The 17,706-nt window shown below is 42.0% G+C and carries 21 protein-coding genes; 20 read left to right on the top strand and 1 reads right to left on the bottom strand.

Translation table 11 applies throughout. From position 1 onward, the window contains the following. Window positions 1–24 precede the first annotated feature (24 nt). The 12 genes from ACTNA4_RS03490 (at window position 25) to ACTNA4_RS03435 (ending at window position 10,623) form a co-directional block, all read left to right on the top strand. Window positions 25–285 (top strand): DUF4321 domain-containing protein, encoded by a 261-nt coding sequence (locus tag ACTNA4_RS03490; RefSeq protein WP_427805738.1) that lies wholly within the window; start codon window positions 25–27, stop codon window positions 283–285. Between the two features lie 69 nt (window positions 286–354). Continuing rightward, window positions 355–1,065 (top strand): RadC family protein, encoded by a 711-nt coding sequence (gene radC / locus ACTNA4_RS03485; RefSeq protein WP_441028543.1) that lies wholly within the window; start codon window positions 355–357, stop codon window positions 1,063–1,065. Between the two features lie 20 nt (window positions 1,066–1,085). Beyond that, entirely contained in the window at window positions 1,086–2,108 is a 1,023-nt protein-coding gene (locus tag ACTNA4_RS03480) for a rod shape-determining protein (RefSeq protein WP_427805736.1), read from the top strand. Continuing rightward, window positions 2,109–2,969 carry a rod shape-determining protein MreC gene (gene mreC, locus ACTNA4_RS03475; protein WP_427805735.1) on the top strand — a complete coding sequence of 287 codons (861 nt, stop codon included), beginning with the start codon at window positions 2,109–2,111 and terminating at the stop codon, window positions 2,967–2,969. A 2-nt stretch (window positions 2,970–2,971) separates the two neighbouring features. Beyond that, a complete protein-coding gene (gene mreD / locus ACTNA4_RS03470) occupies window positions 2,972–3,499 on the top strand; it encodes a rod shape-determining protein MreD (protein ID WP_427805734.1) in 528 nt (175 codons plus the stop codon). 61 nt (window positions 3,500–3,560) lie between these two features. Then, window positions 3,561–6,431: a penicillin-binding transpeptidase domain-containing protein gene (locus ACTNA4_RS03465; protein ID WP_427820352.1), complete on the top strand. Its 2,871-nt coding sequence runs from the start codon at window positions 3,561–3,563 to the stop codon at window positions 6,429–6,431. A 5-nt stretch (window positions 6,432–6,436) separates the two neighbouring features. Next, complete coding sequence (locus ACTNA4_RS03460; RefSeq protein WP_427805733.1) at window positions 6,437–7,093, top strand: septum site-determining protein MinC; 657 nt, start codon at window positions 6,437–6,439, stop codon at window positions 7,091–7,093. 11 nt (window positions 7,094–7,104) lie between these two features. Further along, window positions 7,105–7,896, top strand: coding sequence for a septum site-determining protein MinD (gene minD / locus ACTNA4_RS03455; protein WP_441028541.1), 792 nt, complete (start codon window positions 7,105–7,107; stop codon window positions 7,894–7,896). A gap of 11 nt (window positions 7,897–7,907) precedes the next feature. Then, a complete protein-coding gene (locus ACTNA4_RS03450; protein WP_427805731.1) occupies window positions 7,908–8,138 on the top strand; it encodes a cell division topological specificity factor MinE in 231 nt (76 codons plus the stop codon). After that, window positions 8,135–9,259, top strand: coding sequence for an FtsW/RodA/SpoVE family cell cycle protein (locus tag ACTNA4_RS03445; RefSeq protein ID WP_441028539.1), 1,125 nt, complete (start codon window positions 8,135–8,137; stop codon window positions 9,257–9,259). Before ACTNA4_RS03450 ends, ACTNA4_RS03445 begins: the two co-directional genes overlap by 4 nt. A gap of 13 nt (window positions 9,260–9,272) precedes the next feature. Further along, complete coding sequence (locus ACTNA4_RS03440; protein ID WP_427805729.1) at window positions 9,273–9,668, top strand: methylglyoxal synthase; 396 nt, start codon at window positions 9,273–9,275, stop codon at window positions 9,666–9,668. Beyond that, window positions 9,652–10,623: a D-alanyl-D-alanine carboxypeptidase family protein gene (locus ACTNA4_RS03435; RefSeq protein WP_441028537.1), complete on the top strand. Its 972-nt coding sequence runs from the start codon at window positions 9,652–9,654 to the stop codon at window positions 10,621–10,623. Before ACTNA4_RS03440 ends, ACTNA4_RS03435 begins: the two co-directional genes overlap by 17 nt. A gap of 37 nt (window positions 10,624–10,660) precedes the next feature. Here ACTNA4_RS03435 and ACTNA4_RS03430 read toward each other — a convergent pair whose 3' ends face one another. After that, on the bottom strand, window positions 10,661–10,867 hold the full coding sequence (locus tag ACTNA4_RS03430; protein WP_427805727.1) for a DUF378 domain-containing protein: 207 nt from the start codon (window positions 10,865–10,867) through the stop codon (window positions 10,661–10,663). Between the two features lie 110 nt (window positions 10,868–10,977). Between ACTNA4_RS03430 and ACTNA4_RS03425 the strand changes: the two genes are divergently transcribed. From ACTNA4_RS03425 to ACTNA4_RS03390, 8 genes are all read left to right on the top strand, one after another. Beyond that, window positions 10,978–11,949, top strand: coding sequence for a TIGR01212 family radical SAM protein (locus tag ACTNA4_RS03425; RefSeq protein ID WP_427805726.1), 972 nt, complete (start codon window positions 10,978–10,980; stop codon window positions 11,947–11,949). Window positions 11,950–11,981: 32 nt separating this feature from the next. Beyond that, complete coding sequence (locus ACTNA4_RS03420) at window positions 11,982–13,406, top strand: HlyD family efflux transporter periplasmic adaptor subunit (RefSeq protein ID WP_441028535.1); 1,425 nt, start codon at window positions 11,982–11,984, stop codon at window positions 13,404–13,406. 13 nt (window positions 13,407–13,419) lie between these two features. After that, a complete protein-coding gene (locus tag ACTNA4_RS03415) occupies window positions 13,420–14,112 on the top strand; it encodes a YggS family pyridoxal phosphate-dependent enzyme (RefSeq protein ID WP_427805724.1) in 693 nt (230 codons plus the stop codon). 30 nt (window positions 14,113–14,142) lie between these two features. Continuing rightward, window positions 14,143–14,685, top strand: a complete 543-nt coding sequence (locus ACTNA4_RS03410; RefSeq protein ID WP_427805723.1) for a cell division protein SepF — start codon at window positions 14,143–14,145, stop codon at window positions 14,683–14,685. A gap of 18 nt (window positions 14,686–14,703) precedes the next feature. Further along, on the top strand, window positions 14,704–15,480 hold the full coding sequence (locus ACTNA4_RS03405; RefSeq protein ID WP_441028533.1) for an RNA-binding protein: 777 nt from the start codon (window positions 14,704–14,706) through the stop codon (window positions 15,478–15,480). A gap of 32 nt (window positions 15,481–15,512) precedes the next feature. Further along, window positions 15,513–16,034 carry a signal peptidase II gene (gene lspA / locus ACTNA4_RS03400; protein WP_441028531.1) on the top strand — a complete coding sequence of 174 codons (522 nt, stop codon included), beginning with the start codon at window positions 15,513–15,515 and terminating at the stop codon, window positions 16,032–16,034. 35 nt (window positions 16,035–16,069) lie between these two features. Continuing rightward, window positions 16,070–16,987: an RluA family pseudouridine synthase gene (locus tag ACTNA4_RS03395; protein ID WP_441028529.1), complete on the top strand. Its 918-nt coding sequence runs from the start codon at window positions 16,070–16,072 to the stop codon at window positions 16,985–16,987. A 62-nt stretch (window positions 16,988–17,049) separates the two neighbouring features. After that, window positions 17,050–17,694: an AAA family ATPase gene (locus ACTNA4_RS03390; protein ID WP_427820330.1), complete on the top strand. Its 645-nt coding sequence runs from the start codon at window positions 17,050–17,052 to the stop codon at window positions 17,692–17,694. Window positions 17,695–17,706 lie beyond the last annotated feature (12 nt).

Genomic DNA, 17,706 nt, shown 5'->3' with positions numbered 1-17,706 from the left:
TTCAAAAAAAGAGGAGGAGTACAGATGAAGGGAGCCGGAAGCAAGAATACATGGGCTCTGTTTCTGTTTGTTTTAACAGGAATTGTGCTGGGAGGTTTTATTGCCATGATGACAGAGAATGTACCGGCACTTAGCTGGCTGTCCTATGGACAGACATTCGGATTTGACAGTCCGATCATTCTAAATCTCGGTATGGTGGTAATTACCTTTGGGCTTAGCATCAAGATTACGATAGCGAGCATCATCGGTGTAGTGCTTGCCATATTTATTTATCGTTTCTTATAGATGCCGTAAGGCATTTTTTGTGCTGTATGAGAACGTCTTTTTCGAATTATCGAATCCTATATAAGGATTATGAATCAAAACAAAACCATGAAAGACATGATAGCAGATGAACGCCCGTATGAAAAATGCGAGCGTTTTGGGGCGGGCAGTTTGACAGATATTGAATTGCTTGCCGTTCTGCTGCGTACAGGTACAAAGGGAGAAAATTCCCTTGAACTGGCCAGAAAACTTTTGTACCCGGATACCGGTGTACAGAATAAGGATGAGACTCATCTGCAGAACTGGACCAAAGAAGAACTGATGAAAGTGCAGGGAATCGGCAGGGTAAAGGCGATACAGATTCTTTGCCTTTGTGAACTTTCCAAAAGAATGGCGCAGCTTTCTGCCGGGAAAGAACTGGATTTTTCCAAACCGGATACCATAGCGGACTATTATATGGAAGATATGCGTCACCGCAGGCAGGAGCATATGAAGCTGCTTATGCTGAATACCCGATCAAAACTGATCGGTGAAAGTGAGATATCCAAAGGAACGATCAATATGTCGCTGGTTTCCCCGCGTGAGCTTTTTGTGGAAGCTCTTATGAAAAATGCAGTATACATCATACTTCTGCATAATCATCCCAGCGGTGATCCGTCGCCGAGCCGGGCTGATATTCTGGTGACCAGAAGGGTGAAGGAGGCAGGGGAAATCCTGGGAATTGAGCTCCTTGACCATATTATTATCGGAGACAACTGTTATGTCAGTCTTGCCCTTGAGGGGTATTTAGGGAATGCGTAGCTGTGAAAGGAATATAGCAAATGGCAAGAAATGTTTACGGTATTGATCTTGGAACTTATGAGATCAAAGTTTATGATAAAAAAAAGGACACCATATGGAAGGAAAAGAATGTCATTGCAATCGCCAATCAGAAAACAATTTTTGCTGTCGGTGATGAAGCATATGAAATGTATGAAAAAGCCCCGGGAAATATACAGGTTGTGTTTCCTATGAAGGAAGGGGTCATCAGCCGATTTAACGATATGCAGTATCTGCTTCAGAATCTGCTGAAAAAAGACCGCCAGTTTGCAAGAGGTGCTGAATACGTGATCGCTGTTCCGACCGATGTTACTGAGGTGGAGAAACGGGCTTTCTTTGATCTCGTGGTCCATTCGACAGCAAGAGCCCGGGAGGTCAATATTGTAGAACGGGGAATTGCACACTGCATCGGACTCGGAATGGATGTTCAGAATACAAAAGGGGTTATGATTGCAGATTTCGGAGGTGAGACGACGGAAATTTCGGTTGTCGCATCCGGTGGTATGGTGCTGAATAAACTGATCAAAATCGGTGGGAATACATTTGACAATGCTGTGGCGAATCTGGTGCGGCATAATTATGATTTCCTGATTGGAAGGCTTACGGCAGAAACACTGAGGCGGCGTTTCGGTGTGTTTGGCGGAGAGAGCAGTGAGACTATGGTCGTTGCCGGAAGAAATCTGGTAACCGGAGTTCCGAAACAGCAGGAAATTCCGATCAGCCTGGTACGTGCCGCCATGAAGGAGCCGCTTTCGGAATGTATCATGCAGATCAACCTTCTGCTTGAAAGAACGCCTCCGGAAGTATTGAAGGCCATACAGAAGAACGGTATCTTTCTGACAGGAGGTCTTTCCTATCTTCCGGGTCTTTCCAGTTACATAGAAGGGGCAACCGGTTACCGGGTTCATACTGCGCGTCATCCGGATATTTGCGCGGTGGAAGGACTGAGTCAGATTATCCGGTCCAAAGAGCTTAGAAAACACGCATATTCAATGTTAGACGAGAATTATAGGTGGATGAGATAGATGAAAGCAAAAAACCAATTTTCACTTGCAAGCAAATACTGGCTTCTGATCCTTGCAATAATTTGTATTATATTAATGGGACTTTCCGGTTTTGCAGATACCGGGAAAGGGCCGCTCGCATGGGTAGCCGGATATACGGTGGTACCAATGCAGAAGGGCATCAACCGTGTGGGGATGTGGATCAGTGATGTGTCCGATAATTTTGCAACGCTTCAGGAAGTGAGAGAAGAAAATAAACAACTGAAAGAAAAAGTTGCGGAGCTGACGATTGAAAATAATCAGCTTCAACAGAATTCCGCAGAGCTGGAACGACTTCAGGAACTTTTTAAAATGCATCAGGATACGGCAGATTATCCAAAGGTCGGGGCGAATGTTATTGCCAGTGAAAACAGCAACTGGTTTTCAAGATTCACGATCGACAAGGGAAGCAACGACGGTATTGAAGTGGATATGAATGTGCTTTCAGGTGCAGGGCTTGTCGGCATCGTTACAGAAGTCGGGCCGAATTATTCCATTGTAAGTTCCATCATTGATGATAAAAATGTGAGTGCCATGATGCTGGAAACTTTTGACAAATGTATTGTCAGCGGCGATCTGAAGCTGATAGGTGAAGGTGTTGTCAAATTCGAGCAACTTGCAAACAATGAGAATGAAGTTAAGGTAGGCACTCAGGTCGTAACTTCCAATATCAGTGACAAATATCTTCAGGGGCTTCTGATTGGATATGTCTCCGAGGTTACGGTTGATGCAAACAATCTGACACGTTCTGGATATATTATCCCGGCTACGGATTTTCATGAATTAAATGAAGTGCTGGTTATCACTACCACAAAGAAAGACTTGATTGATAAAAAGGAGTAAGGATGAAGAAATTAAAACGGATTGCAGTCTGTACCGTTATCATACTGATCTGTTTCCTACTGGAGACGACAATATTTCAATATCTGGCCCTGGCATCGGTCATCCCGAATCTACTGATCGTAGTCACTTCTTCCTTTGGTTTTATGCGCGGAAGAAAGGAAGGTCTGTTCATCGGATTCTTTTGCGGATTACTCAAAGATATTCTGGGTGGCGATTTAATTGGATTTTATGCCTTGGTGTATATGGTGATTGGATATTGCAACGGATTTTTCAGCAGGGTATTTTATGATGAAGACATCAAGCTTCCGCTGGCGCTGATTTCGGCGAGTGAACTGGTTTACAGCCTAATTGTTTATATTTTCCTTTTTATGCTGAAAAGCGATTTTAATTTCTGGTATTATTTCAATCATATCATAATGCCGGAACTTGTTTACACCATTCTGATCACACTGGGCTTATATCAGGTGATCCTGCATACGAATCGACGACTGGAAGAGGAAGAAAAAAGGAGTGCAAGTAAATTTGTATAAATTATGGGAACGCCTGAAGGCATGGGCAATCGAGATAGTTAAATCCAGGGCTTTTGTTGTAATGATCGCGTTCTGTGTGATGTCAGCAATTCTTGTTCAGAGAGTTTTTTATCTGCAGATCGTAAAAGGACAGGAGTATCTGGATGACTATAAATTACAGATTCAGAAGACAAAAGAAGTACAAGGAACAAGAGGCCGGATTCTGGACCGTAACGGTGTGGTTCTTGCCGACAATAAGCTTGCCTATTCTGTCACAATAGAAGACAACGGGGATTACAGCAACAGTACTACTGCCGAAAAGAATCAGATTATCAATGAGACGGTTCTGAAAGTAATTGATATTGTAGAATCTAACGGGGATTCCATCATCAATAATTTTAAGATTGTTCTGAATGATAACGGGGAATATCAATATACGATGGATGAAGATTCGACTCAGAAGCTTCGTTTTCTTGCGGATATTTTCGGATATGCCACAATTGACAAGCTTTCTGATGAACAGAAGGCATATACCGCAGAAGATATCATCAACTATCTCTGTACGGATAAACGATGGGGATATGGAATTGATCAGGAAGAATTTTCGAAAGAGATGGTTCTGAAAATGGTCAATATCCGTTATGCCATGAGTCTGAACCGGTATCAGAAATATGTCGCTACAACGGTAGCAAGTGATGTGAGTGAAGAAACAAAAGCAGCCATTATGGAGAATATTGATACACTTCAGGGCGTCAATATCGCAGAAGATTCTCTGAGAGTTTATCCCGACAGCAAGTATTTTGCATCTATTCTCGGATATACCGGTACCATTTCCCAGGAAGAGTATGACTCCATGGACAAAGAAACGCAGGAAAGATATTCCCTTACAGATATTGTTGGTAAAGCTGGATTGGAACAGGTTCTGGACGAGACGCTCCAGGGGCCGAAAGGAGAAATCAAGCTTTACGTAAACAGCGTGGGGAAAATCATAGAAACAGATGAAGTTTCCGAGGCAAAAGCAGGAAATGATGTCTATCTTTCAATCGATGCAAACCTACAAAAAGCAGCTTATGACTTGCTGGAAGAAAAGATTGCCGGAATTGTGGTTGCAAAGATGGCGAATGTCATGAACTATGATCGGAGTCAGCTTACAGATGAGAGTGATGTTATCATTCCAATCGATGACGTCTACAATGCATTTATTTCAAATGAGATCCTAGATACCGGACATTTTGAAGATCCGGATGCCAAATCGACAGAACAGGCTGTGTATCAGGCATACATTACGAGACATGAAGAAGTGATTTCAGAAGTTCTGGAACAGCTGGGAAATCCGAATGCTCCTGCATATAAAGAATGTTCAAAAGAAATGCAGGCTTATTTGAGCTATGTGATCAGTGATCTTCTGACAACCAATGCAAAGATATTACAGACAGATAAGATTGATACGAAGGACAAGACATACCTTGCCTGGGAAGAAGATGAGACGATCAGCTTATATACATATTTGAACTATGCAATTTCCCAGAACTGGATCGATACATCGAAACTGAAGGAATACATGGATGAGGAGAGCAGTTATTCTGATCTTGGTGAGACTTACCAGGGACTCGTGAACTTCATTGGGAAGAAACTGTCGACGGATTCCGGATTTGAGAAACTGATTTATAAATATATGATCAAGACAGGCCGGATTACAGGTACGCAGATCTGTCTGCTCTTGTATGAACAGGAAGTCCTGGATTATGATGAAACCCAATACAATAACCTTGTAAGTGGTGCGACCGGTCCTTATGATTTTATTCGCGGTAAGATTCAAACGCTTGAAATCACTCCGGGGCAGCTTGGACTGGAACCATGTACAGGATCTGTTGTAGTGACGGATGTCAATACAGGAGAAGTGCTGGCATGCGTCTCTTATCCGGGATATGATAATAACCGTCTGGCGAACAGTATGGATTCTGATTATTATAGCCAGCTGCGGCAGAATCAGGCGGCACCGCTTTATAACAATGCCACACAGGAGCGGACGGCACCGGGTTCTACTTACAAACCGTTGGTTGCGACTGCAGGATTGACAGAGGGTGTGATTAGTTCTGATACATATCTGAACTGCAGCGGTGTTTATAAAAAAGTATCACCGAATCCGAAGTGCTGGGTTTATCCGAGCTCCCATGGATCACTGAATGTATCCGGTGCGATTCAGAAATCATGTAACCTGTTTTTCTATGAGGTGGGATATCGTCTGGGACTTACGAACGATGCGCTTAATGAGAATGATCTTTCGGATACAAGTGGCGAAGCTACAGCTACAAGATATTCGTCCGATAAAGGCCTTGCGGTTTTGAAGCAGTATGCGACTTTATTTGGTCTCGGGCAGAAAACAGGTATAGAGATACCAGAATCGGAGCCTCAGATTTCCGATCAGGATGCGGTCCGGTCTGCGATTGGACAAGGAACCAATAACTATACAACGACACAGCTTGCCAGATATATTACTGCTGTTGCGAACCGTGGAACCGTATATAATCTGACATTGATCGACAAAGTTACAACTGTGGAAGGCGATGTGATTGAACAGTCTGAGCCGAGTGCTCTGAATCAGATTGAAAATGTTTCCAACAACACCTGGGATGCGGTGCATCAGGGAATGCGTGCCGTTGTCACCAGCAGCAGTACCTATTCTTCTTTGAATGGATTTGCGATGTCCGGTAAAACGGGTACTGCCCAGCAAAGTAAATCGCATGCGAACCATGGTCTGTTTGTTGGATTCGCGCCGAGTGACGAACCAGAGATTGCATTTGCAATCCGAATTAAAAACGGATATGAATCGTTGTATGTTTCTGAAATTGGACGTGATCTGATGCGGTATTATTATGGATTGGCTGATCGTAATGAACTTATCACCGGTCATGCTGCAGAAATTACTGTGACAGGAGTTCACGGAGATTAGAAGGAGTGGGGGACTTGAATCAGAAAGTCGTAATTAAAAGTAATAAATACGGCTTGATCGTTCATATGGATCCTGAGGCAGAATATAAGCAGATCCTTGAGGAACTTAGGACAAGTTTCACTGAATCGGCAAAATTTTTTAAAGATGCAAGCATGGCGATTACCTTTGAGGGGCGAGTGCTTACCAAGCCGCAGGAAGAAGAAATCATAGATTTGATCACAGATATTGCGCACATCCATATTGTATGTATTTTCGACAAAAACGAGAATACAGAAAGATTGTACAAAAGCGTGGTGGAAGAATGTCTTGAAGATTTGCCCAGAAGAGAAGGACAGTTCTACCGGGGGACACTGAAGAAGAGGCAGGTACTGGAAACGGAAAAAAGCATCATTATATTAGGCGATGTAGAATTTGGAGCGACTGTCGTTTCACGCGGTAATATTGTGGTGCTCGGTACGATCCGTGGTACTGTACATGCAGGAGCGGCAGGAAATAAAAATGCGTTTGTCGTTGCGTTGGCTATGAAGCCTCAGATGCTGAAGATTGCAGGAGTCGGTGCAAATCGTGTGTATTTGCGTAAAGGGGAAAAGCCGGAAGCGCGGATTGCACGGCTGGACGAAGAACACATTTCTATTGGTCCGCTTAAGAATCAAATTTGGTAGGAGGACGTGTTATGGGCGAGATTATTGTTGTGACATCAGGAAAAGGCGGAGTCGGAAAAACGACCACTACAGCAAATATTGGAGCGGGACTTGCAAGTCTTGGCCAGAAGGTACTTGTAATTGATACAGATCTGGGGCTCAGGAACCTGGACGTAGTTATGGGACTGGAGAATCGGATTGTGTACAATCTCGTAGATGTAATTGAAGGAAGCTGCCGACTGAAACAGGCGGTTATTAGGGACAAGAGGCATGAGAATCTGCATCTGCTTCCTTCTGCTCAGACAAAAGACAAATCTGCTGTTTCCCCGGAACAGATGATCAAGCTGACTTCGGAACTCCGGGAAGAATATGATTACGTGCTTCTGGACTGTCCGGCTGGAATCGAACAGGGATTTCAGAATGCGATTGCCGGAGCTGACCGGGCAATTGTTGTAACTACTCCTGAAGTTTCATCGATTCGTGATGCTGACCGGATCATTGGACTTTTGGAAGCTCATCATATGGCAAAGATGAATCTGATCATAAACCGTATCAGGATCGATATGGTAAAACGGGGGGATATGATGTCCATTGACGATGTGACTGAAATACTTTCCATTGACCTTCTGGGGGCGATCCCGGATGATGAACAGGTCATTGTCGGTACCAACCAGGGAGAGCCGGTTATTGATATGGATTCACTGGCAGGAAAAGCCTATATGAATATCTGCCGGAGAATTTTGGGAGAAGATGTTCCGTTTCTGGATTTTGATAAACAGAATAGTATGCTGCATAAGTTTATTCGCAGATTTCGGAAAAATTAGGAGGCAGGCTTATGTATGTATTTGAAACAAAATATCGGAAACCATCTGTTTCGATTGCAAGAGACAGGCTGAAAGCACTGATCGTAGCAGATCGTATGCAATGTCAGCCGGATACATATGAGTTTCTGTGCCGGGAATTATTCCGCACAGTTTCAAAGTACATGAAAGTAACTGAAGAACAATTTGACGTGGATATCACACGGTCAAGGATTACTATTGATTTAACGGGAGACGAATCGTGAGATTACCAAAAAAAACGAAACCTTATCATTTGAAGGATTACAAATTTTATCTGATCATTTCTGTGGTTGCGCTGACAATTCTGGGAATTCTGGTTATCGGAAGTGCCCAGAAATCAGTGCAGAATAAGCAGATCATTGGTCTTGTACTGGGACTGATCGTTATGGTCATCGTATCACTTATTGATTATGTATGGGTCTTGAACTTATACTGGATGATCTATGCGATTAATATTGTGATGCTGGTGAACACATTGATTTTTGGCACAGAAGTAAACGGTGCGAAGAGATGGATCAATCTGTATTTTACCAATTTCCAGCCTTCGGAACTCACTAAGATATTGATGGTTCTGTTTTTTGCAAAATTTCTTATGAATCATGAGGAAGATCTCAACAGTTTTCGCACGATTATAACTGCTGTATTACTGTTTGCTCCAACCGCACTTCTGATTGTAATGCAGCCGGATTTGTCTACTACGATATCGATTGTTCTGGTGTTCTGTGTCATGATGTATATCGCGGGACTGAGCTATAAATTTATTGGTACAATGCTGGCAATCCTCATACCAACGGCAGTGATTTTTATCAGTATTGCGGTACAGCCGAATCAGCCGTTCCTAAAAGACTACCAGCAGGAGCGAATTCTGGCATGGCTTGAGCCGGAAAAATATGCCAGTGATCAGGCATTTCAGCAGAACAATTCTATGATGGCGATTGGATCCGGACAGCTCACGGGGAAAGGGCTGAACAACAATACGACGACATCTGTGAAGAATGGAAATTATATACCGGAGCCCCAGACAGACTTTATTTTTGCAATTGTTGGTGAAGAATTAGGTTTTGTGGGTTGCTGTATTGTGATTGGTCTGTTATTATTAATAGTAATACAGTGTATTTTGATAGGGATTAAAGCACAGGATATGGCGGGGCGAATCATCTGCTGCGGAATAGCCGCGCAGATAGCGGTGCAGTCGTTCGTCAATATCAGCGTGGCTACAGGAATTTTCCCAAATACAGGTATTCCGTTACCTTTTGTCAGTTACGGGCTGACATCACTTGTCAGTTTGTTTATGGGAATCGGTTTTGTGTTAAATGTTGGCCTTCAGCCGAAAAAATACCAATAAAGGAGTGGTGAAAATGAACATAGGACTTATTGCTCATGATTCCAAAAAAACTTTAATGCAGAATTTCTGCATCGCTTACAGAGGAATTTTAAGTAAGCACGAATTATTTGCTACCGGCACTACCGGACGTTTGATAGAAGAGGTCACGAATCTTTCTATCCATAAGTATCTCGCCGGGCCGCTTGGCGGAAAACAGCAGCTGGGAGCACAGATAGGACAGAATGAGATCGATGCGTTGATTTTCCTTCGTGATCCATCGAATCCAAAGCCGCATGAACCGGATGTAAACGATGTTATCCGTTTGTGTGACATGCACAATATTCCGATGGCTACGAACCTTGCAACAGCGGAGATCCTGATTTTAGCAATTGACAGAGGAGATTTAGACTGGCGTGAGATGTACAAGTAAAGGCAGACTATGTTTGATCGGATGTATGGCTTTTGCATTTCTGTACTTGATTGGTTGTTCGGGGGAACCAAAAGCGCTCGTAACAGAATTTGAGAAAGCTCATTATAATGCAGAATTATATGAGAGCACCCTTTATGCAGAAGAGTTGTGCGTAGCTGAAACGGATGTGGCGCTTGAAGGATATGAAGGGGATACAGCGTTACACGCTTCATCCTTGTTTGACCTGGAGAATAAAAATGTTCTCTATTCCTGGCAGTCCCATGAAAGACTGTATCCGGCAAGTACGACAAAAATCATGACAGCCCTTCTTGCACTGGAAAATGGAAATCTGGAAGATACGGTTACGATCAGTAAAACAGCCGCTGCTGCAAGTTTTCCTTCCGATGCACAGGTGTGTGGTCTGAGAGAAGGAGAAGTCTGGACATTAGAAGATCTTCTTAATGCACTACTTCTGTATTCAGGGAATGATGCCGCTTCTGCCATCGCCGAACATATAGCAGGAACTGAAGAATCATTTGTAAATATGATGAATAGCCGTGCCAGAGAATTAATGGCGAATAATACGCATTTTACCAATCCGCATGGCCTGCATGATGATGAACATTATACTACTGCTTACGATTTATATTTGATTTTTAATGAATGTATTAAAAATGAACATTTTGTAGAGATTATCAGCAGCGATTCTTATACTGCAGTCTATACCGCGGCAGACGGTTCTCAGCAGGAGATGACGTTTACGCCTACCAATCTGTATGCAAAAGGGGGTGTTGAAGAACCGGATAATGTTACGATCGTTGGCGGTAAGACAGGGACAACAGATGAAGCCGGATGTTGTCTAATCCTCCTTGTAAGGGATTCACAGAATCGTCCTTATATATCCATCGTGATGGGAGCACCTGATAAATCAACACTTTATGAGGATATGACATCTTTAATTGAGAAAATCACATAAAAAGAGGGGCATCCATTTGGTGGGATACCCCTTTTTACTATGATTCAGATATGCTGTTTATACGACCGAACAGGCTGATTAAATAAAGACCGCACAGTCCGACCAGCGTATAGATAATTCGTGACAGCCATGACAGGTTGCCGAAGATGTAGGCTACCAGGTCAAAGCGAAATATACCGACGAGAAGCCAGTTAAGTGCACCAATAATTACGATTGTTAAAGCTGTGTTATCAAACCATTTCATGACAGTTTCCTCCTTATATGGTTTCTGTCTACTAGTATGTACAGTAAATAATGCAGTTATACCACTCTGATGCAAATAGTTTCTATAAACAGTAACTACAGGAAAGAATAATGGAAAAGGAAAGAAAGTTTGAAAATAAAGGATTGTATTATCCTTATTCTGATTATTTAAAAGAAAAATATCATGAAAAAGTCTATAAACTGCCCGTAAATCTGCCGGTCTCCTGTCCGAACCGTGTGGATGGGCCGGGATGTGCGTTTTGTGCAGGAGCCGGTACGGGATTTGAAGCAATGGACGCACAGATCTGCGTCTCTGAGCAGATTCTCCGTACCAAGGAACGAATTGAAGAAAAATATCATGCGCATAAATTTATAGCTTATTTTCAGAATTATACGAATACATTTCAGCCGTTGGAGCATTTCACTAAGTATCTTAGGGAGGCTGCGGCGGTGCCGGATATCGTGGAAATATCTGTTTCTACCAGACCGGATTGTTTGAACAGAGAATATTTGGATGTAATGGATGCCATTCAACGTGAGACCGGGATTCAGATGAACATTGAGCTGGGGCTGCAGACCGTTAATTACCATACACTGGATCGAATAGGAAGAGGACATGGGCTGGCGGAATTCCTTGATGCCGTTTTGATGATTAAGGAATACAAAGGGTTTACTATTTGTGCCCATGTGATTCTGAATCTTCCCGGAGATGACAGGAACGATGCCTGCGAAACGGCACGTGTTCTCACTGCGCTTGGGATAGATATCGTGAAACTGCATTCTTTATATATTGCAAAAAATACCTTATTGTGTGATTGGTATGAAAATGGTAGAATATGTTTGTGTTCCAAAGAAGAATACCTGGAAAGGGTTGCTTCTTTTCTAGAACTGATTCCTGAAAATATGGCTGTGGAACGGCTCTTTTCAAGGATTCCGGAGAAGGATTCTGTTTTTTGCAATTGGGGAAACAGCTGGTGGAAACTCAGGGACGAATTATTTGCAAAAATGAAACAAGAGGGACGATATCAGGGAAGACTATGTAATTACCTTAACGGAGCTGCCCTGAAAAAATTAGATCAATAATTTGACATTATGGTATTGAGGAGGCTGAAGTATTGGCTGGAAGGAATAAAGATGTTATCAGTTTGAAACGCTATAAAAGAAAAGGAACCTGGAATATTGGAACGATACTTTTTGGTGTCATTTTTATTTACCTTGTTGTCACGGTTCTTACCTATCTTACCAAAGACAGAATTGCTGTTTATGAGGTGCGTGAAGGCAGTATTTTAAAAAATACTTCTTTTACATGCATTGCACTGCGTGATGAAAATCTGGTATATGCCGATCAGGAAGGATATGTGAATTATTTTGTCGAAGCCGGACAGAAAGTAGCAGTCGGAAACAATGTCTATACGCTGAGCACGAATAAAATTGCAGATACTTCTTCGACGGAATCGAATGATGAAGTGGATTTGTCTACGGATGAGTGGAACAGTATACTGATGAAAGTTCAGTCGTTTCATGAAAATTTTCGATTGCAGAATTTTAAAGATGTACGAGTCCTTAAGGAAGAAACCACAGCTTTGCTTCAAAGTAATACAAACCAGAACAGGGTAACCCAGCTCAATACACTACTGGGAGAGGGAAGCATTGATGGACTTCAGGTATTCCAAACTCAGGATGACGGTATTATCGAGTATTCTTATGACGGTTATGAAGGATTGTCCATGGAGGATCTCACGGAAGATGAGTTTTCTAAAGAAGGATATGCACAGACTGAGATTCTGAATAACACGAAAATCAGTGCCGGTTCGCCTGTTTATCGTTTGGTTACCGGTGAGGCGTGGAGTATTGTATTTAAGCTCAATAAAGAGACAGAAGAGATGCTGTATAAAAAGATGGGCGATAAGGATAAGCTGTCTGTAAAAATCCGTTTTGATAAAGATAATAAGACGATGTGGGGAAGTCTGCGTATTTTTAATAGAGGAGAAGATGAGACTTACGGTTATATCCAGTTTACTGATTCCATGATTCGATATGCACAGGACAGATATCTCGATATTGAACTGATTCTTGAGGATGAATCAGGCCTTAAGATTCCGAAATCCGCTGTGACGGAAAAGGAATTCTATCTGGTTCCTGAGGATTATCTGACTACAGGCGGGGCTTCTAACAATAAAGGAGTTCTTCGGCAGACAAAAAATAAAAAAGGAGATTCTATTGTAGAATTCCTTGATGTAAACGTGTGTTATCGTGATGTGGAAAATAGTATGGTTTATCTTGATCCGGGAGATTTCCAAGCCGGAGATGTTCTGGTACGTCCGGAGTCAACCGAGACTTTTACATTAAGTAAAACGGGAACGCTAAAAGGGGTTTACAATGTTAATAAGGGATACGCCGTATTTAAACAGGTTGAGATCCTCTGTGAAAGCGAAGAGTATTATATTATAGAAGAAGGAAACAGCTATGGGCTGTCCAATTATGATCACATTGCTCTGGATGGAACTTCCGTCCGGGAAAATGATATAGTAAGTCAGTAAGGAGTGACAAAACATGGTAGCAGAGAACTTAATGGATGTAGAACGACGCGTTTGTGAAGCCTGCAGACGTGCCGGGAGAAGCCGTGACGAGGTGACTTTGATCGCAGTGAGTAAGACAAAACCGGTGGAAATGCTGGAAGAGGTGTATGGTGCAGGTACCAGATATTTCGGTGAAAATAAAGTTCAGGAGCTGGTGGATAAATATGAAGTGATGCCGAAGGATATCCATTGGCAGATGATCGGTCATCTTCAGCGCAATAAGGTGAAGTATATTATTGATAAGGCGGAGCTGATTCATTCCGTTGATTCCATTCGTCTTGCGGAAACTATTGACAGAGAAGCCGAGAAAAAAGGTATCGTTGCAAATGTGCTTCTCGAGGTAAATATGGCAAGAGAAGAAACAAAATTCGGATTGATGCCGGAAGAGGTTCCGGACTTTGTTAGGCAAATTGCCGGATTTCAGCACATAAAAGTACAAGGTTTAATGACAATTGCTCCTTTTGTAAGCGATCCAGAGGAAAATCGCAAATATTTTGCAAACTTACGAAAATTATCTGTTGACATTGGAAAGGAAAAAGTTGATAATGTGAATATGAGCATTCTTTCCATGGGTATGACAAATGATTTTGAAATTGCAATCGAAGAGGGAGCAACTATGATACGAGTTGGTACTGCAATTTTTGGTGAAAGAAATTATGTTCAATAAGAAACTGATACAACAGATAGGAGTGTAAAAATGGGAGTTTTAGATAAGTTCTTGGAAGTAATGAAATTAGACGGTGATGACGATTACGATGAGGATGACTTCTTCGATGAAGATGACTTTGAAGACGAGTACGAAGAAGAAAAACCGAAGCGTGGAATTTTTAAGAAAGAAAAAGCCAATACTTCTTATGAAGAGGAAGAAGAATTTGAACCTAGAAGATCTTCTCGTCCGACCAATAATAAAGTAACTCCAATGCGTCAGCCATCAAGAAAAAGTGCACCTGCTATGGAAGTATGCGTAATCAAACCGAACAACATGGAAGACACCAGAGAGATTACGGAGACGCTTCTTGGTGGACGTACAGTTATTTTGAATCTTGAAGGCATGGATCTTGAGGTCGCTCAGAGAATCATAGATTTCACATCAGGATCAACTTTTGCAATTGATGGAAATCTTCAGAAGATCTCAAACTTCATATTCCTTGTCACACCGGCGAATGTAGATATTTCCGGAGATCTTCAGGATATTCTGAACACCTCATCTTTTGATGTTCCGATTCAGAATCGCTATTAATACATAGGAATTATGGAAATGGACAAGGAAGAAGAATTACTTCGCAAACGTTTTTTGGAACTTTCCAATCAGGCATTTCAAAGGGGAATCGTAATGTATACCGATTTCCTGAATTTGAATGAATTAAATATTTTGCATACAACGCCAAAGAATTTGTTGGCTGTTCCCTTCAGAACCTTTGGCGGTTATGCATTTGCTGAGCGTCAGATGGCTGCATTTCTACCTGATGCTTTTTATTTGTATACTGATGAAGACGAAATATTGGAAAAATATCCCATGAGCGTAATACAGATCTCTCCATTAAACGGGAAATTTGCCGAAGATCTGGGGCATCGCGATTATCTTGGAGCATTGTTGAATCTGGGTATTGAACGTTCTAAGCTGGGAGATATTCTGATTCAAGAGAAAATGGCGTATCTTTTTGCTTGTGACGGTATGGTAGATTTTATTTGTAATGAACTGACTCGTGTCAGGCATACAACGGTCCAGGCTGTCCGGATCGAGAGAGAGGAATTTGATTATGAACCAAGGTACGAGGAAATCAGAGGTACGGTTGCATCCGTGCGTCTGGATTCACTGTTGAGCCTGGCGTGGAATTCTTCCAGAAGTAAAATGGCCCCTCTGATAGAAGAGGCTCGTGTATATGTCAACGGGAAGCTGATAATAAGCAATGGATATCATGTCAGAGAAAACGACATCATTTCCGTAAGAGGGATGGGAAGATTCCGGTATATGGGGATGATTTCAGAGACGAAAAAGGGCAGATGCTATGTCCTGGTATATAAATATATATAGCTATATTTTGTAAATGGAAAAGGAGCATCATCATGAATCAGAAACTCAAAAAATATATCAGTGCTGCGGTCGGTGTTCTGGCACTTCTGCTTTTGGATCAATATACGAAGATTCTGGCACTTCGATTTTTGAAAGATCAGCCGGCAGTTGTTATCTTGAAAGGTGTTTTTGAACTGCAGTATCTGGAAAACAGAGGTGCGGCGTTTGGAATGATGCAGAACCAGAGATTTTTTTTCCTGATTATTACAGTCGTTGTGCTTGGAATCATGGTGTATCTGTACAGCCTTACACCTGTCACACGTCGGTATCTTCCGCTCAGGCTCTGTATGGTTTTCCTTGCAGCCGGTGCGGCGGGGAATTTTATCGACCGGTTACTGCGCGGATATGTTGTGGATTTCTTTTATTTTTCACTGATCGATTTTCCGATTTTTAATGTTGCCGACATTTATGTAACCGTCACATTTTTTGTACTGGTATTGTTGATCTTTTTCTATTATAAGGAAGAAGATTTGATGATTTATTCAAGGCAATATCGGAAAGAACATCAGATGTAGAAAAGAATCTCAGTCAGAGAAAGCAGGATTTTTAAATGCGGTTAGAAGAATTTCAAATTGAAACAGAAAACGGGGAAAGAATCGATAAATATCTCTCAAATGAGATGAGCGGCTTTTCCCGTTCTTATATTCAGAAACTAATGAAAGATGGACATGTATACGTAAATGGAAAAGCAGTGAAAGCAAATTATAAGCTGGCTTATGACGATATGATCACTGTGGAAATCCCGGATCTAGTTGAGCCTGATATTGTTCCTGAGAATATTCCTCTTGATATTCTCTACGAGGACGATGACATATTGATCGTAAATAAGCCTAAAGGGATGGTAGTCCATCCGGCTGCAGGACATTATAGCGGAACACTGGTTAATGCGTTGATGTATCACTGCGGCGAGAGCCTTTCAGGGATCAACGGAGTTATGCGTCCCGGAATCGTACACCGGATCGATATGGACACAACCGGATCCCTTCTTGTCTGTAAAAATGATCAGGCTCATCAGAAACTTGCAGAGCAATTAAAAGTGCATTCGATCAAGCGGGTCTATCATGCTATTGTCTGCGGGAATCTGAAGGAAGACAGCGGTACGATTGACGCGCCTATCGGGAGACATCCGGTCGATCGGAAAAAGATGAGTATTAATTACCAGAACGGACGAGAGGCTGTCACGCATTATCAGGTTCTCGAGCGCTTTGGAGACTATACCTATATTTCCTGCCGACTTGAGACTGGCAGAACACATCAGATCCGTGTTCATATGGCCAGTATCCGGCATCCATTGCTCGGAGATACCGTATACGGTCCACAGAAGTGTCCCTTTAAGCTGCAGGGACAGACGCTGCATGCAAAGATTCTGGGCATTACACATCCTACAACTGGTGAATATATGGAATTTGACGCGCCGCTTCCGGAATATTTTGAAGATTTACTCGGACGAATGCGTCAAAATAGATAAAATGTCTATACAATATTCGCACTTTGTTATATAATATGCATAAGAAAAGGAGTGTGACTGATATGAAAAACCTGAATACAATTATTACAATCGGAAGACAGTTTGGAAGTGGCGGTAAAGAGATTGGTACACGTCTGGCAGAAGATCTTGGAGTAAAGCTTTATGATAAAGAGATGCTGGATATTGCTGCAAAGGAAAGCGGAATCTGTCAGGAACTCTTTGAGACTCATGATGAAAAACCGACGAACAGTTTTTTGTATTCGCTGGTAATGGATACTTATTCTGGAGGCTATGCAACAGGAGCTTTTGCAGATATGCCGCTGAATCATAAAGTGTTCTTAGCACAATTTGAAGCAATCAAGAAGATTGCAGATGAAGGGCCATGTGTCCTTGTTGGAAGATGTGCAGATTATGCTTTGGAATCTTATGATAATGTCATGAGTGTTTTCATTCATGCGGACTTAACAAGCAGAGTCCGGAGAATTGCCAAAATGTATGACATCACGGATGCAAAAGCCAAGGATATAATTCTGAAAGCAGATAAAAAGCGTGCAAGTTACTATAATTATTTTACGAATAAAAAATGGGGAGATGCAGAAAGCTATGACATCAGTATCTGCAGCTCTGAATTAGGAATTGAAGGAACTGTGAAAGCACTTGAAGCATTGATCGAGCTTCGAGAATCCGTAACAGATCCAAGAATCTGATTGAGATCAAAT

Origin of the sequence: Bariatricus sp. HCP28S3_A7, assembly GCF_052066375.1 — a bacterium.
Classification (GTDB): Bacteria; Bacillota; Clostridia; order Lachnospirales; family Lachnospiraceae; genus Allocoprococcus.
The sequence above is the reverse complement of the archived record's forward strand: the minus strand, read 5'-3'. Positions and strand labels throughout refer to the sequence as shown.

What these genes read in the sequence shown, in the direction of transcription:
- lspA (WP_441028531.1), top strand. Translation starts at nt 15,513, where the DNA reads ATGAATCAGAAACTCAAAAAATATATCAGTGCTGCGGTCGGTGTTCTG.
- ACTNA4_RS03490 (WP_427805738.1), top strand. Translation starts at nt 25, where the DNA reads ATGAAGGGAGCCGGAAGCAAGAATACATGGGCTCTGTTTCTGTTTGTT.
- ACTNA4_RS03480 (WP_427805736.1), top strand. Translation starts at nt 1,086, where the DNA reads ATGGCAAGAAATGTTTACGGTATTGATCTTGGAACTTATGAGATCAAA.
- ACTNA4_RS03395 (WP_441028529.1), top strand. Translation starts at nt 16,070, where the DNA reads ATGCGGTTAGAAGAATTTCAAATTGAAACAGAAAACGGGGAAAGAATC.
- mreD (WP_427805734.1), top strand. Translation starts at nt 2,972, where the DNA reads ATGAAGAAATTAAAACGGATTGCAGTCTGTACCGTTATCATACTGATC.
- mreC (WP_427805735.1), top strand. Translation starts at nt 2,109, where the DNA reads ATGAAAGCAAAAAACCAATTTTCACTTGCAAGCAAATACTGGCTTCTG.
- ACTNA4_RS03450 (WP_427805731.1), top strand. Translation starts at nt 7,908, where the DNA reads ATGTATGTATTTGAAACAAAATATCGGAAACCATCTGTTTCGATTGCA.
- radC (WP_441028543.1), top strand. Translation starts at nt 355, where the DNA reads ATGAATCAAAACAAAACCATGAAAGACATGATAGCAGATGAACGCCCG.
- minD (WP_441028541.1), top strand. Translation starts at nt 7,105, where the DNA reads ATGGGCGAGATTATTGTTGTGACATCAGGAAAAGGCGGAGTCGGAAAA.
- ACTNA4_RS03415 (WP_427805724.1), top strand. Translation starts at nt 13,420, where the DNA reads ATGGTAGCAGAGAACTTAATGGATGTAGAACGACGCGTTTGTGAAGCC.
- ACTNA4_RS03405 (WP_441028533.1), top strand. Translation starts at nt 14,704, where the DNA reads ATGGACAAGGAAGAAGAATTACTTCGCAAACGTTTTTTGGAACTTTCC.
- ACTNA4_RS03430 (WP_427805727.1), bottom strand. Translation starts at nt 10,867, where the DNA reads ATGAAATGGTTTGATAACACAGCTTTAACAATCGTAATTATTGGTGCA.
- ACTNA4_RS03410 (WP_427805723.1), top strand. Translation starts at nt 14,143, where the DNA reads ATGGGAGTTTTAGATAAGTTCTTGGAAGTAATGAAATTAGACGGTGAT.
- ACTNA4_RS03425 (WP_427805726.1), top strand. Translation starts at nt 10,978, where the DNA reads ATGGAAAAGGAAAGAAAGTTTGAAAATAAAGGATTGTATTATCCTTAT.
- ACTNA4_RS03440 (WP_427805729.1), top strand. Translation starts at nt 9,273, where the DNA reads ATGAACATAGGACTTATTGCTCATGATTCCAAAAAAACTTTAATGCAG.
- ACTNA4_RS03465 (WP_427820352.1), top strand. Translation starts at nt 3,561, where the DNA reads ATGATCGCGTTCTGTGTGATGTCAGCAATTCTTGTTCAGAGAGTTTTT.
- ACTNA4_RS03390 (WP_427820330.1), top strand. Translation starts at nt 17,050, where the DNA reads ATGAAAAACCTGAATACAATTATTACAATCGGAAGACAGTTTGGAAGT.